General features: G+C 25.8%; 14 protein-coding genes and 2 tRNA genes. 8 read left to right on the forward strand and 8 right to left on the reverse strand.

From position 1 onward, the window contains the following. Positions 1–29 precede the first annotated feature (29 nt). The 4 genes from BHAMNSH16_RS14015 (at position 30) to BHAMNSH16_RS14030 (ending at position 4,324) form a co-directional block, all read left to right on the forward strand. Positions 30–1,406 carry a sodium ion-translocating decarboxylase subunit beta gene (locus BHAMNSH16_RS14015; RefSeq protein ID WP_008729784.1) on the forward strand — a complete coding sequence of 459 codons (1,377 nt, stop codon included), beginning with the start codon at positions 30–32 and terminating at the stop codon, positions 1,404–1,406. Positions 1,407–1,536: 130 nt separating this feature from the next. After that, complete coding sequence (locus BHAMNSH16_RS14020) at positions 1,537–1,764, forward strand: hypothetical protein (protein WP_164071393.1); 228 nt, start codon at positions 1,537–1,539, stop codon at positions 1,762–1,764. A gap of 102 nt (positions 1,765–1,866) precedes the next feature. After that, positions 1,867–2,805, forward strand: coding sequence for a glycosyltransferase family 2 protein (locus BHAMNSH16_RS14025; RefSeq protein WP_008729789.1), 939 nt, complete (start codon positions 1,867–1,869; stop codon positions 2,803–2,805). Further along, on the forward strand, positions 2,795–4,324 hold the full coding sequence (locus tag BHAMNSH16_RS14030) for an ArnT family glycosyltransferase (protein ID WP_241033624.1): 1,530 nt from the start codon (positions 2,795–2,797) through the stop codon (positions 4,322–4,324). The genes BHAMNSH16_RS14025 and BHAMNSH16_RS14030 overlap by 11 nt, the downstream gene beginning before the upstream one ends. Positions 4,325–4,384: 60 nt before the next feature. Here the strand turns inward: BHAMNSH16_RS14030 and BHAMNSH16_RS14035 are convergent, their stop codons facing one another. Next, positions 4,385–5,341 carry a DUF2156 domain-containing protein gene (locus tag BHAMNSH16_RS14035; protein ID WP_069731407.1) on the reverse strand — a complete coding sequence of 319 codons (957 nt, stop codon included), beginning with the start codon at positions 5,339–5,341 and terminating at the stop codon, positions 4,385–4,387. A 245-nt stretch (positions 5,342–5,586) separates the two neighbouring features. Here BHAMNSH16_RS14035 and BHAMNSH16_RS14040 point away from each other — a divergent pair, with 245 nt between their 5' ends. After that, positions 5,587–5,919: a winged helix-turn-helix transcriptional regulator gene (locus BHAMNSH16_RS14040; RefSeq protein WP_008729046.1), complete on the forward strand. Its 333-nt coding sequence runs from the start codon at positions 5,587–5,589 to the stop codon at positions 5,917–5,919. On the opposite strand, the gene BHAMNSH16_RS14045 is transcribed toward BHAMNSH16_RS14040, so the two are convergent. Next, positions 5,920–6,456: an SRPBCC family protein gene (locus BHAMNSH16_RS14045; protein WP_069731406.1), complete on the reverse strand. Its 537-nt coding sequence runs from the start codon at positions 6,454–6,456 to the stop codon at positions 5,920–5,922. It lies immediately after the preceding gene. Next, the gene (locus tag BHAMNSH16_RS14050; protein WP_069731405.1) at positions 6,457–7,764 is read right to left on the reverse strand and encodes an AI-2E family transporter; all 1,308 of its coding nucleotides are present in this window, start codon (positions 7,762–7,764) and stop codon (positions 6,457–6,459) included. A gap of 133 nt (positions 7,765–7,897) precedes the next feature. On the opposite strand from BHAMNSH16_RS14050, the gene BHAMNSH16_RS14055 reads away from it, so the two are divergent. The 3 genes from BHAMNSH16_RS14055 (at position 7,898) to BHAMNSH16_RS14065 (ending at position 8,513) form a co-directional block, all read left to right on the forward strand. Further along, a tRNA-Ile gene (locus tag BHAMNSH16_RS14055) sits at positions 7,898–7,971 on the forward strand. A 25-nt stretch (positions 7,972–7,996) separates the two neighbouring features. After that, positions 7,997–8,070: transfer RNA gene (locus tag BHAMNSH16_RS14060), tRNA-Ala, on the forward strand. Between the two features lie 98 nt (positions 8,071–8,168). Next, positions 8,169–8,513, forward strand: coding sequence for an ankyrin repeat domain-containing protein (locus tag BHAMNSH16_RS14065; protein WP_008731850.1), 345 nt, complete (start codon positions 8,169–8,171; stop codon positions 8,511–8,513). 2 nt (positions 8,514–8,515) lie between these two features. Here the strand turns inward: BHAMNSH16_RS14065 and BHAMNSH16_RS14705 are convergent, their stop codons facing one another. The 5 genes from BHAMNSH16_RS14705 to BHAMNSH16_RS14085 form a co-directional block, all read right to left on the reverse strand. Beyond that, positions 8,516–8,878, reverse strand: a complete 363-nt coding sequence (locus BHAMNSH16_RS14705) for a CASTOR/POLLUX-related putative ion channel (RefSeq protein ID WP_241033625.1) — start codon at positions 8,876–8,878, stop codon at positions 8,516–8,518. After that, a complete protein-coding gene (locus tag BHAMNSH16_RS14070; protein ID WP_241033626.1) occupies positions 8,872–10,308 on the reverse strand; it encodes a potassium channel family protein in 1,437 nt (478 codons plus the stop codon). Before BHAMNSH16_RS14070 ends, BHAMNSH16_RS14705 begins: the two co-directional genes overlap by 7 nt. A 14-nt stretch (positions 10,309–10,322) precedes the next feature. Beyond that, positions 10,323–12,059 (reverse strand): CASTOR/POLLUX-related putative ion channel, encoded by a 1,737-nt coding sequence (locus BHAMNSH16_RS14075; RefSeq protein ID WP_069731404.1) that lies wholly within the window; start codon positions 12,057–12,059, stop codon positions 10,323–10,325. A gap of 72 nt (positions 12,060–12,131) precedes the next feature. Beyond that, positions 12,132–13,901 carry a CASTOR/POLLUX-related putative ion channel gene (locus BHAMNSH16_RS14080; RefSeq protein WP_069731403.1) on the reverse strand — a complete coding sequence of 590 codons (1,770 nt, stop codon included), beginning with the start codon at positions 13,899–13,901 and terminating at the stop codon, positions 12,132–12,134. Positions 13,902–14,109: 208 nt separating this feature from the next. Continuing rightward, complete coding sequence (locus BHAMNSH16_RS14085; RefSeq protein ID WP_069731402.1) at positions 14,110–16,056, reverse strand: TonB-dependent receptor plug domain-containing protein; 1,947 nt, start codon at positions 16,054–16,056, stop codon at positions 14,110–14,112. Between the last annotated feature and the right edge of the window lie 13 nt (positions 16,057–16,069).

A 16,069-nucleotide genomic window follows, 5' to 3' on the forward strand; every position in this document is an offset into this window, starting at 1 on the left:
ATGATGCTTGTTGTAAGGAGATAAAAATAATGAGAAAAATATTTTTAGTATTTGCACTTGTCTTTATGACTGCATCAATGGTACTTGCTCAGGAAAGTACTCAGAAACCTCTTAATATAAAAGATTCGCTTATTTCTTTGGCTAGAAATACAGCTTTTGGAGGACTTTTTCCTAGAAGCGAACAGGAAATAGCAGAAGCTCAGGCTAAAGCTGAAAATAGTAAGCAGGAAAAATATCAAACTAAATTAAATGATATTAAAGTAAAATCTGTACCACTATGGCAGAATCTTATAATGATTTGTGTAGGACTAGTTTTAGTTTATCTTGCTATAGCTAAAGGATTTGAACCATTACTTCTTATTCCTATAGGTATGGGTGGTATTTTGGCTAATATTCCTATTGCTAATATTGCAGCACTTCCTGTAGTTGAAGTTATGAACGGTATACCAGTAACTTTAAGTAGCGGAGGTTTTTTGGGTCAGATATACACTTTTGGTATTGAATCTGGATTGTTCCCATTATTCATATTTATAGGTGTTGGTGCTATGACAGATTTCGGACCTCTTATTGCTAACCCTAAAACTGCATTATTAGGTGCTGCTGCTCAGATAGGTATATTCGGAACTTTGCTTGGTGCTATGATATTATCAACTTATGTTCCTGTAATTTCTTTCACTTTGAAAGATGCTGCTTCTATAGGTATTATAGGCGGTGCTGACGGTCCTACTGCTATATTTACAGCTTCAAGACTTTCACCTTCTTTATTGGGTGCTATTGCTGTTGCTGCTTATTCATATATGGCTTTGGTTCCTATTATTCAGCCTCCTATTATGAAATGGCTTACTACTGAAAAAGAAAGAAAAATTGAAATGAAACAGTTACGTCCTGTAAGCAAAAGAGAAAAAATTATTTTCCCTCTTAGCGTTATAATACTTGTAGCTTTACTTTTACCTGATGCTGCTCCTCTTATTGGTGCTGTTATGTTTGGTAATTTGCTTAAAGAATCTGGTGTTACTGACAGACTTTCAAAAACTGCTCAGAATGAATTAATAAACATTGTTACAATTATGTTAGGTTTATCAGTTGGAAGTAAATTAGCTGCTGATAAGTTCTTACGTTTTGAGACACTTGGTATATTGGTATTAGGTTTAGTAGCATTCTCTATGGGTACTGCAGGCGGTGTTCTTCTTGCTAAATTAATGAATTTATTCAGCAAAGATAAAATCAATCCGCTTATTGGTGCTGCCGGAGTATCTGCTGTTCCTATGGCTGCAAGAGTTGCTAACAAAGTAGGACAAGAGGCTAACCCTCATAACTTCTTACTTATGCATGCTATGGGACCAAACGTTTCTGGTGTAATTGGTTCTGCAGTTGCTGCTGGAGTGCTTTTGGCTATACTTGGTTAATGATTAAATTATTTATAAAAAATTAAAAGGTGTGAATCTTCAAAATGATTTGCACCTTTTTTATTTATTCTATATTGATTTTTTTTTGATATATATTATACTATAGATATACTATTCAAGGAATGATTTGATGTCAGCAAACAGCAAACAGCAAACAGCAAACAGCAAACAGCAAACAGCAAACAGCAAACAGCAAACAGCAAACAGCAAACAGCAAACAGCAAACAGCAAACAGCAAACAGCAAACAGCAAACAGCAAACAGCAAACAGCAAACAGCAAACAGCAAACAGCAAACAGCAAACAGCAAACAGCAAACAGCAAACAGCAAACAGCAAACAGCAAACAGCAAAATTCTAAATTAATCAGTCAAAACTTTTTCTTTTTTATTTTAATCAAAAGTAATTTTATCTCTTCATTGCAAATTTTTTTATATAATATTTGTTTTATAGGTGCTTCATTATGAAAATAAGTGTAATAGTACCTTGTTATAATGAAGAGCTTGTTATAGAAATATTGTATAATAGATTGATTAATGTACTTTCTAATTATAATGATTATGAAATAATTTTTATAAATGATGGAAGTTATGATAATACAGAATATATAATCAATAAATACAGAAAAGAAAATAATAATATAAAGCTTTTTTCTTTTTCAAGAAACTTCGGTCATCAGGCTGCCGTAAGCTGCGGTATTCTTAATTCTTCAGGTGATATAGCTATAATAATAGATGCTGATTTACAAGATCCTCCAGAGCTTATACCTTCTATGATAGAAGAGCATATTAATTCAAAAGCTAATGTTATATATGCATGCAGAACTTCAAGAGAAGGGGAGAGTTTTATTAAAAAAATTACTGCTAATTTATTTTATAGATTAGTTAATTTATTATCGGATGTGAAATTTCCTCTTGATACAGGAGATTTTAGATTAATAGATAGAAATGTAATTAATGCATATAAACAATTTAAAGAAAAGCCCAAATATATACGCGGATTAATTAGCTGGATGGGATTCAAACAAAAACCATTTTTATATAATAGAAAACCTAGAGAAGCTGGTAAAACTAAGTATACATACAAAAAAATGTTTAATCTTGCTTTAACTGCTGTAATATCATTTTCTACAAAGCCTTTAAGAATATCTTTAATTTTAGGTATTTTATCTATGGTTTTGGCTCTTATATTGTCTTTATATGTATTTATAAAATATTTCTTTTTTAATTCTGATATTATAAAAGGCTGGTCTTCTATAATGATAACTGTTATTTTTATGGGAGGTGTTCAGCTTTTAAGTTTATCTGTAATTTCTGAATATTTAGCAAAAATATATGAACAAATAAAAAACAGACCTGAGTTTATTATAAAAAATAGTGAGGATGAAAATTATGAAAAATAGTATTAAAAGATTTATAAATATAATAATAAAAAATAAAGTTTTTCTCATTTCATTTATATTCATCATATTGTCTTATATATTAAGAACAATACTATTAACATTTACAACTTTAATAGATGATGAAGCTCATTATGCATTATGGACAAAGCATTTACCGTTCGGATTTTTTGACCATGGCGGTGGTATAGCATTTTTTATGAAACTAAGCATGATCATATTTGGAAATACTGGATTTGGTGTTAGGTTTGGAAGTATTTTATTTAGTATATTAGTATCTGTTTTTATTTATATATTTGTAAGTAAAGAAAAAGATGAAAACGCTGCTGTAATATCTGTTATACTCTTTAATACAATACCTTTTTTTGCCGGTCTTTCGCTTATTGTAACAATAGATACACCTATGTTTTATTTTTTACTTTTTTCTATAATGGCATATTATAAGGCTATATATTCAAATAAAAATTATTTTTATTTGGCCGGATTTTTATTTGGATTTAGTTTGCTTTCTAAAGAGGGTGCTATTTTTGTAGGTTCTTCAATATGTTTTTTTATATTAATTTCAAATAGAAGAAAAGAGATTTTTTTATACAAAGAGTTTTATTTATCATTTATAGCTGCCGCTTTAGTTTATTTGCCTTTTATAATATATAATTTTCAAACGGATTTCACATTCATAAAATATGCATTAGACAGACAGCTGCAAAAGCCGGGAAGTATTAATAGAACTTTGGACTTTTGGGGGGCACAAATAGGTTTATACAGTCCTTTATTTTTTATATTATTTTGTTATTTGATTATAAAAACAACTTTGCAATTTTTTAATAAAAAAGAAACAGAAAATAATTTTTATTTTGCTTTTATATCTTTAATACCTTTTATTTATATAGTTCAAAAATCTTTCAAAAATAAATTGGAAGCTAATTGGGCTTTATTTATGTATGCTGGAGGTTTATTTTTAGTATCGTATTATATATCTAAAAACTGGAATAAAAAATATATAAGAAATCTTTTTCTTTCCAACATTTTACTTTGCAATATAGCTATTTTTATAATAATACTTCAATATTTTGTGCCTATTATACCAATAAAAGGAGACCCTACTGATAGATATTATAAATATAATGCTATAAGGTATGATTTAAAAGAATATTATAATTTAAATATGGATAAGAATATTAGAATGTTTGCATTAAATTATCAAATTCCTTCAATGATTAATTTTTATATAAATCCGGAAAATGAAGCAGTATGTTTAAATTGGAATACATATCACCCTACAGTATTTGATTTTTGGTATGATGATAATAACTTTATAGGAGATGATTTATATTATATAACTACTTCTCCTGATACAAATTTAGCTTCTAAGTATTTTGATAGTATTGAATATATAACAAACTTTCAATCATATAGAAAACAAATTAATGGAGATAAAAGGTATTTAGATAATTATTATATATATTTATGCAGAAATTATAATGGTAAAAAACAGACTATATTTATAAAAGTGAAAAAATAAAGTTTTAAATATCGATATATGCTCATTAATAAAATGAGCATATAATTATTTAATTTTTTATTAAAACTCTGCACAAAATCCCTTATATTTCTCCACATAACCTACTGGATTGTATGATAATTTTGCTTTTCTAAGTCCCAAATCTCCTACGTCCTGCTCTCTATTAACAAATTTAAATCTTTCATAATCGATTACATAATTTTTTAAATTTTCTAAGAACATCCTGTTTATAGCCTGATAAGTACCTTTATAATTTCTATCCCCTCTTTCAGAATGAACTACTATTGTATCTCTCATACTCAAATCAGCTATTGTATATGCTACTACTTTTTTATCAATATATATTGCACCGCCTGCTATATTGCTTATAATATCCCAATTATCAAGTAAAGTTCTTATCATTATTGTATCAGCTTCTGCTCTTACTTCATGTGATAATAATTTATTACTGTCGAAAGCTTCACATTCTTCGGCATTATTTTGAGATGCATCATTATTCTTCTTTTCTTCTTCTTCCCATTTGGCTTCAAAATCAAGTATATCTTTTACAATAGTTTTATCTATAGGCTTGTACTCAAAATCATTTTTTATAAATTGATTATAAAGATTCTTTTTATTATGGAATTTTTTTCCGGGTAGTGTAACAAGTTCATTAAAATCATATAGATATTCCCATTCATCTCTGCTTTCTCTTATTTTTATTTTAGTAGTTTTCTCCCAAAATAAAGCGAGTTCTTTAGGTATTCTTATAATAGCCTCTCCTGATATTTCACAAGGTCCCATATCATTGCAGAAATTAGTATTAAACCAATCTCCTACAGGTGCCCAATAAGTAATATATGGTGATTTCTGTCTTATCCAAACTAATTTTTCTGTGAATGCCCACTCAAGCATGTATATATCTTTAAGTCCTAGAAGATTCATAAATGTATAATCTGCTGACTGTTCTGGTGTTATAGAAAAATATTTATGATATAGTTCCTGTTTATCTAAACTAATAGGCTCAAAATTAAGCATATATTTTTATCCTTTTTTTAATTTTATTGACTACATATTATATATTAAAATTAATTAATGTAAATGTTGTCAATTTAGCAATTTCAAACATGTACTGCCATTTGTACTTCTATTATTTTTTTGTTTTTTACTCCTATTACTATAAATTATTATTGATATTATTATTATAGTATTATATATTATTATAATCAAGTACTAACAAATATGTTATATACTAACTATAAGTAAAGTATAAGGATAGTTTTATGAAAAAAGATAGCTTGAAAGAAAAATATATGGAAGATACAGGTTTTGCATATACTATGTCATTGATATCTGGTAAATATAAAATGATAATATTATATATATTGTCAGAATTAAAAGTTGTAAGATATAATGAATTAAAAAGAATAATATCAGCAATATCTCATAAAACATTAAGCCTGACTTTAAAAGAATTAGAAAAAGACGATCTAGTAATTAGAAAGGAATATCCTCAAATACCTCCTAAAGTAGAGTATAGTTTATCAAAAAGAGGAAAATCTTTAATACCTATACTAGATGCTATATGTGTATGGGGAGAGAAAAACAGAAAATAATTAATTATTTTTATTTTTTTTATTAATAAAACTTCTTACCCTTCTAAAGAAGTCATTTTTACCATTTTCATCTATAAGTACATATTTCAGCATAAATCTTAAATATGGATGATATACATACATTGTTTCTTTTATTGTTAGTCTTGTTCTGCCATTTTCAGTATCTTCTAATATATATGTCCATAAGGCTGTAAATTCATTTTCCATTTTTACTATTGATATTTCGCTGTTTTCTATTCTTCTTACTTCTATTAATTCCTGATATGTTCTTCTATTTGAATATGTCTGCATTATTTTTAATTTATCATTATCTAGTTTTTCTACGCGAACTATTGATATATATTTTAACCAAGCAGGGTAGTTTTCATAATCTATAAGCAAATTATATAGTTCATCTCTTTTAATATTAAATACTTGAGTTTTTTCTTTTGAGAAAGCAGGCGGGATATTCTTTCCTATCAATGTTGGAAGAAATATCATTATAGCCATTAGTAGTAATGGAAGTATTATAAATATTGGTACTAAGTAAACTAACATTTATTCGCCTCTTTTATTTAAAGTATAAAATTTTGAATGATAATATTTATTAAAAAAGTTTTTTATTATTATAAGTATAATTCCACAGAATGGAACGGCAAATAACACTCCCAGAAAACCGAAAAGAACTCCGCCTATAATAGTACTGAACATTACAGCTATAGGGTGTATCTTTACTGATTTACCTAATATTTTAGGAGCCATTATTCCTGAATCTATTACTTGTATGATTCCGTATATTATACACATTTTTAAAGCTCCGTACCACCATATTTGTTCTGTAATGATTCCTATAAATAATGCTGAGATAAATGCTGCAAATGGACCTATAAATGGTATATAATTTAAAATTCCTCTAAGTAAAGCTAATATAAATGCATATTTAGTATTTGTTACAGAGAGAAATATATAAGTTATTATAAAAAATGATATAGCTAATATAGTCATTCCAACTACATAGCCGTTTATTATATAATTTGAATTTTTTATTATATTACTTACAGAATTTTGCCATCTCATAGGAACTAATTTTATAATTCTTTCCTTGATATTTTGAAAATCAAGCATCAGATAAAAAGTTACAAATGGAAGTATTACAAAATATGAAAATATTATGCTGAATATTTTTGTTATGCTGTTTATATTCTGGAATCTAAAATCTATAATTTTTTTATACATTAAAGTTATTACGCCGCTATTTCCAAATAAAAAGTCATTTATAGCTTGCGAATCTATTTCTAAATTTACATCAAAACTTTTTCCTATAGTTCTATTTAATTTTTCAGATAATGTTATAAGCATGCCTGATATAGAGCTGTATATTTTATCTACATACTGCGGCAATGTTTTAAATATTACTTCAATCTGTTCTATAGTTCTAGGAAGTATGAATATAAAGAATATTATAGCCAATATCAGTAATGGTATATATATTAATAGTACGGCTGCTATTCTAGGAATTTTTTTCTGCATTTTGGTTATTAATGGGTCAAACATATATGCAATGAATATACCCCAAATGAACGGGGCTACTAAATATCCGGCTTCTTTAATTACCCATAAAGTGAATAGTGCTAATATTAATACTATTGAAGTTTTTGCCCATATATATTTCCAAAATGGTATTAAAGCTGCTATAAGTATAAGAAATAGTATAATAGGATTGATTATTTCTTTAATTAAATAACAAAAATAAAAAAATGCCATAAATACTATAGCGACTAATAGTATTTCTCCGCCAATAATGAAAATTTTATTATGTATTAAAGAATTATTGTCTTTAGAAAAAAAATTATTTTTACTAATCATATCTTTATATTATAATATAAATAGCTTTTTTTACAACATATTTTATAAAGTTTTATAAAAATATAAAAAAAATACTTGCTATTTTTTTTTAATATGCTATAATCTAGAACATATCATTGATGAATAATTTTAAGGGCCTGTAGCTCAGATGGCTAGAGCGTTCGACTGATAATCGAAAGGTCGGTGGTTCAATTCCTCCCAGGCCCACACGCTCAGGTTCCTTTCATATAACGGGGGTTTAGCTCAGTTTGGGAGAGCGACTGCCTTGCACGCAGTAGGTCGTGGGTTCGATCCCCATAACCTCCACATCTTTATAAAACTATTCTTAAATTATTTAGGAATAGTTTTTGTTTTTTTAACTATAAATAATTTTTCTCCGATAATAAAATGAAAGGATATTTTTTATGAAAAACCCTATACTTATATTATCAATAATTATATTTTTAGCTTTTATACCATTTAATAATCTCTATCCTCTTAGTCAAGATGAAGAAACTTTTTTAGATGCTGCTATATTTGGAGATGAAGATGTCATAGAAAAAATTATTGCTAAAAATATTAATGTTAATATACAAGATGATGTAGGAAATACTGCTCTTATATTAGCATGCATGGAAGGGCATGTTAAAGTTGTAGAGTTATTAATTAAAGCAAATGCCGACAAGTCAATAGTCAATAAACATGGAAATGATGCTTTATTTTATGCTAAAAGAAACAATTATAATGATATAATAAAAATGCTTGAATAGTTTTATTCTTTTATATTACTATCTATTATAATAACTAATTCATGTTCTCTATCAACCTGATAGTCATAATCAGGATTTAATATTATTTTTGATCTATGTTTTATTCCTATAGTAACTATATTTCTTTTAAGCAATTCCAAATATAGTTTATAGAAAAATATACTTTCAATATCTGAAAAATATTTTTCATAAGGAATCATAATAATATCATTACCGTTTTTTGTTAATAGATCATTAAATACATAAAGTAAATCTGCATTAGTAGAAGATGTCGCCATAAGCATTCCTATTAATCTTCCGCTTACTATGAAATCTTTTATATCATTTGAATCTATTAAATTCCTATTTTCTATAGAACTTAGCAAAGAGAGAATAGGTATGTCATGATTTTCTTTGTCAATTTAACTATCTTCCTTACTATTAAAAGTATATTTATGGCTTTAATATCTGTTTCTAAATTTTCTGATATTAATACTATTTTTGTAATATTATTCTCATCTATTTTTGAAGCTATAAAATCTTTTTTTACTTCTGCATTTTCTATATCTTCATAATATAGTTTTACTATCTTTTCTTTTCTAGTATATTCAGATATTTCTCTTATGATTTCATTTTCTTTTCCTTTATCCAATATAAGAAGCACTTGATGATCATAAATCATTTTATCTGACATATGAATGGAGGTATCTATATTTTTAAAATTATCATCTTTTTTATATAGAATTACTAATTTATTATTTTCTTTTATTTCTTCATCATAATCAGGTACTAATAAAGTTTTATTTATTTTTACAATTTCATCATCTTTAATAATTTCTTCTTTCACTATTCCCATCAGTATTTCTTTTCTTTTTAAATAAATTAAGGATAAATTTTTGAATGTTTTATTTTTATGATTATTTATTTCTATCTTTATATCTATGCCGCTTATATCAAATAGTTCTTGATAAATGCTGCTTAATCCTGTATATGTTATACTTTGCCCTATTAATTTGTAAAGAATTTCAGATTTATAAATTATATGTATATGAAATAAATCGCTGTCATTTATAGATTCTATTATTTCTATGCTTTCTTTTTTATTTACTAATATACATATATCAATTTTTTTAGTATTAGGATTTCCTTTTAGTATCTTTTTTAATGATAACAATATTTTAAGCGATTTTACATCATCATCATTAACAATAGAAATATTACTAGCTTTTTCTATATTCAGAAGCTGTAAGTTTTCAAATATGCTAGGATCTCCCTGTCTTATAACTATATTTGTTTTTTTGTAATTTTTGAAAAAAGAAATTCGTTTTTTTATTGCATACGAATTTTCTTCAGACAATAGAACTATATTTTTAGCCCTACCAGACATAAATTCATTTATAATAGTTAAAACTTCTTCTCCATATCCAAGTATAATAGAATGATTTCTTTCCATTATAAAAGCATTTCCATTGCTAAGATTTTGTATTCTTTCCTGTAATGAATTATTAATCATAGCTATCAAAAGACCCCAGCCGCATACCCCAAAGAAAGTTACAGCTAAAAATGTTATAACAATGCCGTTAAATCCTCTGTCAGCCTCAGCAGCAGATATGTTTCCTGTATCTATAAACTGCATTAAACTATCCCAAAATGCCTCTGAAATAGGGTAGTTAAATACTATTTTCATAAATAATGAAACAACTAATAATATTGAAACTATTATTATTACTAATATCATTAATTGATATAATAGACCTTTATTGAATACTCTATCTATCTTATATTTGATATATTTTAATAGCTTATTAAAAAACATAATGCACCTCTATTTTATATAGTTTCATAATTAGTTATTACAACTATTTCATCTAGTATATTAATTATTGTATTAGGCATTGGATTCAATATAATTTTTGATACACTTTTTATACCTATTAATATAACGTCTTTCTGTAAAAGTTCTATATGCACATCTATAAACTCTTTAGGTTCATTAAAATAATCTGAATATTTCTGCATAATAATATCTTTACCATTTTTACTTAATAGACCATTAAATACTGATAGTATATCCGGATTGAGAGAAGCATGTGCCATAAGCATTCCTATTAGTTTGCCGCTTACTATAAAATCTCTTACATCTTCTGAATATATTAAATCTCTGTTTTCTATTGAATTTATTAAAGATAATATTGGTATATGGTAGTCATTTTTTCTGATTATTTGTCTTATAATGAGGAGTATATTAATTGCTTTTACATCTGTTTCTATATTTTCGGATATGATTATTATCTTAGTTATATTTTTACTATTTATTATATCTAATAAATATTGATATTTTATTTTTTCATCTTTTATTTTGTTATAATCTATCTGTATAATTTCGCTGTCATTATTATATATAGATATTATTTCCATAATTTCTGAGCTTATTATATCATTACATATTAATAATACTTTATGCTTATACTTAGGCTCTACTCCGACATGAGAACTAATATTAATACTTGATTTTACTTTATTTTTAAATAATATGATTAAATCATCTTTTTCTTTAACTATGCTATTACATCCCGGACTGAATAATGTTTTATCTTGATTATTAATAAACCCCAATAATATTTCATTTTTATTTAATACTTTTCTGCTTGCATCTATAAATTTCATGTTATTTAAATTATGATCTTTTTCTATTTTTATGTCGTTTCCATCATAGGAGAAAAGCTCCTCATAAACACTGCTTAATCCTGTATACACTATACTTTGTGCTATGAGTTTATATAGAATTTCATATTTGTACACGGCATGTATTTTAAATGATGCATCTTCTATTGATTTTATAATTTCTATACTTTCCATATTATTTAGAAGAACACAAATATTCATGCTCTTATTTTTGCTATTGGATTCATCAGAGATTTTTTTTAGAGATAATAATATTTTTAATGAATCTGTATCATCATCATTTATTATTGATATGCTATGAGATTTTTCTACATTCAAAAGTTTAAGGTTTTCCATTATATTAGGATTGCCTTCTCTTATTATAATATCAGCTTTTCCATGTTTGTTCATGAAGGCAATTCTTTTTTTGATGCTGTCAGCATTATGTTCTGAAAGTAAAACTATTTTTTTGGCTCTTCCTATAATAAACTCTTCAATAATTGTCAGAGCTTCTTCTCCATATCCAAGGATAATAGAATGATTATGCTCCATTATAAAAGCGTTTCCTTTACTTAAATTATATATTCTAATTTGTAAAGAATTATTAATCATAGCAATCAAAAGCCCCCAAACACATACACCCACAAAATTAATAATCAAAAATATTATTACAACACCAATATGTCCGTCAACTGCTGATATGTTGCCTGTAGCTACAAATTGCGTAAGACCTTCCCAAAAAGCTTTTTCTAATGGATAGTTAAATAAAAAACGCATAAATACAGAAGTTATTAAAAGCATAGATATAATGCCTATAATCAATATAATAAGCTGGTATATTATACCTTTATTAAATAGTCTATCTACTCTATATTTTATATACTTATGCATTTCATTAAACATTATTACTACCTCTTATAAAATAAGATTTACATAAAGTATATATTTTATGTAAATAATTGTAAACAAAATATATTAAAAAATTAATTCTTCATTTTCTTCTTCTAATATATAATTTGTTATAATTACAATCTCATCTTTATTATCAAGAAGGCATTCAGAATTAGGGTTTAAAATAATATCATTGTATCTTTTTATACCGATTATAATTATTTTTTTCTTTAATAAGGTAAAATAAATATCTTTGAAGCTTTTTGATTCATTAAAATAATCAGAATATGGAGATATTATAATATCTTTTCCATTTCTGCTTAAAAGCCCATAGAAAACATATAATATGTTTGAGCTTATAGAAGCCTGAGCCATAAGCATACCTATAAGTTTACCGCTTACTATAAAGTCTCTTACATCATCTGAATATATTAAATTTCTTTTTTGTATAGAGTTTAATAATGATAATATTGCTATATTTAATTTTTCTTTTTTTATTATTTCTCTTATAATCAAAAGTATATTAATGCTTTTTACATCTGTGATATTATCCTCTGATATTAATACTATTTTTGTTGTGTTTTCTTTTTTTAATTTTTCAAGCATGAATTTATATTTATTTTTTTGAGATTTTATCAAATCATAACTTAACATAACTATATTGTTATTTTCTATATACTCTGAAATTTCTTTTATTATTTCTGTATATCTTTTTTCTTCACATATTAACAGAATATTATTTTTATATTTAATAATATTCGGTTTTATATCAGGATATTCTTTTATAGGAGCATCATAATTATTTTTTGATAGTATTACTAATCTATTTTCTTTTTTTATTATATAATCATAACTTGGTATTAAAAGCTGACTTCTGTCTTCTTTTGTAATTCCAAGCAATATCATTCCATTATCAAAATATTTTAAAGCGGCATCTTCAAATTTACAATTATCAAAATCATGATCATATTCTATATAAAATACATTTCCGTCATTGGAAAATAAATCTTCATAAACATTGCTAAGTCCTGTATAAATTATGCTTTGTGCTATGAGTTTATAAAGAATTTCGTATTTATAAATTACATGAATAACAAAGCTTTTATTTTCTATTGATTTTATTATTTCAATAGTATCTTCTTCATGAACCAATACGCATATATTAATTTTATTATCAATTTTATTTTCTTCTATTTCTTCTATAATTTTTTTTAAAGCCAATAGTATATTGAGAGATTCTGTATCATCATTATTGATTATTGATATGCTTGATGATTTTGATATATTCAATAGCTTTATATTTTCTATTCTGCTTGTATTTCCTTCTCTTATTATGATATTTGTTTTTTTATATCCTTTTATAAATGAAACTCTTTTTCTTATAATATCAACATTATGTTCAGATAGTATTACAATAGTTTTTACTTTAGCTTTAATAAATTCTTCTACTATAGTGAGAGCTTCTTCTCCGTATCCTAAAATAATAGCATGATTTTTTTCCATTATGAAGGCATTACCTTTACTAAGATTATTTATTCTATCCTGTAAAGCTTTATTAATCATAGCGATAAGCGAACCCCAGCCGCATACACCTACAAAAGTTACCATTAAAAAAGTTATTACAATGCCTGTATTGCCTTCTACCGATGATATGTTTCCTGTATCTATAAACTGCATCAAACTATCCCAAAAAGCATCTTTAGGCGGATAATGAAAAAATACTATTATAAATATAGATACTATTAAAAGAAGAATTATTATAGCGAATACTAAAAGCATCAATTGATAGAAAAGCCCTTTATTAAGCATTCTGTCAATTCTATATTTTATATAATTAGATATATCTTTTATCATAAAAAACTCATTATATTTTTTATATATAAAAGATTATACTAAAGTAAATTAAAATTGCAAAATATTTTTTACTAAAATAAATAATATTTCTATATAGATTTTTAATATTTTTCATACTAGTGTTAGAAGTATTAGTTAATATATACATATTTAATGCTATTTGAATATATCTAATATTTTTTAAAATATTTTAAAAAGTGATAAATGATTAAAAATTGTATCCAATTTCAAATTCCCAAGTAAAAGGCTTAGCAACGGAATATGTAGAAAGTATAGGTGTTTTATTAAAAATATTTTTAAAATGCATAGAAAATATTAAGTGTTCAAACCATATAGAATAGAATGATATATTAAAATCATGAAATACTTCAGAATATCGTATTGGTCTGTAATCTGTTAAAGGTCTTGGAACAGAGTAGGTGTAGTAAATATTCAATGATAATGAACTTAATACTTTATTTCTTGGTATAAAGTCATAACCTAATAGTGCACTTATAACATGTTCAGGCAAACCTATTTTAGGCATTTCATCTTTACCCATATAGGCAAGCTGATAAGAATAACCTATTTTTGTTTTTATTTTATGATACTTCGCAAATGGTATATCATAACTTATACTTGGCGTAACTATATGAGAAGCTGCTGTATCAACATTTATAGGTGTATTACCATACCAAATTATTTTATTTGTATATGTTGTATAGGCATAAGATGCTTCTATTTTTAAATTGGTAACTGCTTCTAATGTTAATTTAGTAAGTAATTGATTATAGCTTTCAGGTAGCAGTTTAGGATTACTAAAAGTGCCGTAATACAAATCATTAAAGGTAGGTGCGGTATAATCACTCATATAACCAAAATATAATCCGCAGCCTTTATAAAAATTTAAATTGAATCCTACATTGTATGCTAAATAATTTTTATTTTCCTGATTTGTGAATACTTCATTTTGATATTCATATTTTATGCTTGGAAGTAATGTAAATATTGGTGAAGCATTATCCCAATATCCGAAAGACAGCTGCATTTCATATTTTAATGAAAGGGAATGTCTTTGAGGATAATAATAAAAATTAGTTTCTATAGAATTTGTATCTTCTGTTAAAATATCATATCTATATTCAGGAGTAAATTTATTATACATTGTGATAGTATTTGGTATAAATTCATCCATTCTTGATAAAGAAGCATTTAAAGCTATAGCATGCGATTTATAATCTGATATAAATTTGCCATTTTGATAATAAGGTCTGTCTACAAATGAATCAAATAAATATGATAAAGCAACAGTGTAATCCAAAATATCAGAAAATCCATTATATGATACTGAAGATGTAAGAGTAGTAAATGTAAACCAAGAATCTGTTTTATTTACAGGCGGTATTTCATATTGTGCGGCAGAACTAGAATATGATATATTAGCAAATACATTTATATAATCTTTATTATCGAATGTATATTTATAGTTGGCTGATGAGTTTACTATAAACTGCCTATTATCTTTGAAATTTCCTTGTACTATGTTTCCTGAAGAGTTAATAAAATCATAATAATAATTACCGTCGCTGTAGTATGAATCTGCTGTAAAAGTAAATACCTGATGTTCATCAATATTTCTTGAAAACAGTATTGAAGGTCTTACAGTATTATAAGCACCATAACCTAATGATATTAAAAGTATATCTTGAACAGGACTTTTAGTTGTTATGTATATTGAGTTTCCTATTATTTCAATAGATTCTATCAAATTTGAAGGTATTCTTCTTAAATCAACACCGGCATCAGCATTTCCTTTAGCAGTATTCATAAGTACGCCATTAACATATATTTTTATATTGTCTCCGTTGGCCCCTGCCGGATCAATAACTTCATTGCCCATATATGTACCTTTATTTACAAATCCCGGCTGATTAGCTAAAACTTCCTGTGCATTTTTATAACCCATTCTGTCTATTTCTTCAGAAGTTATTATACGATTATTCGCTTTGATTGGAACTTTAGGAGCTGAAGGCTGATTTGTCTGATTAGTTTGAGAGGTATTTGTTATTTCCGCTTGAGAAGTAATCCAAATACCTCCTTTAAGTTCTCTTATAAGATAAGTTTGAGAATACAATAAATTTGTAAATATAAATAATGTTATGATATACTTTTTCATAATTAAAAGTTTT

This window comes from Brachyspira hampsonii (genome assembly GCF_002214805.1).
GTDB classification, from domain to species: domain Bacteria; phylum Spirochaetota; class Brachyspiria; order Brachyspirales; family Brachyspiraceae; genus Brachyspira; species Brachyspira hampsonii.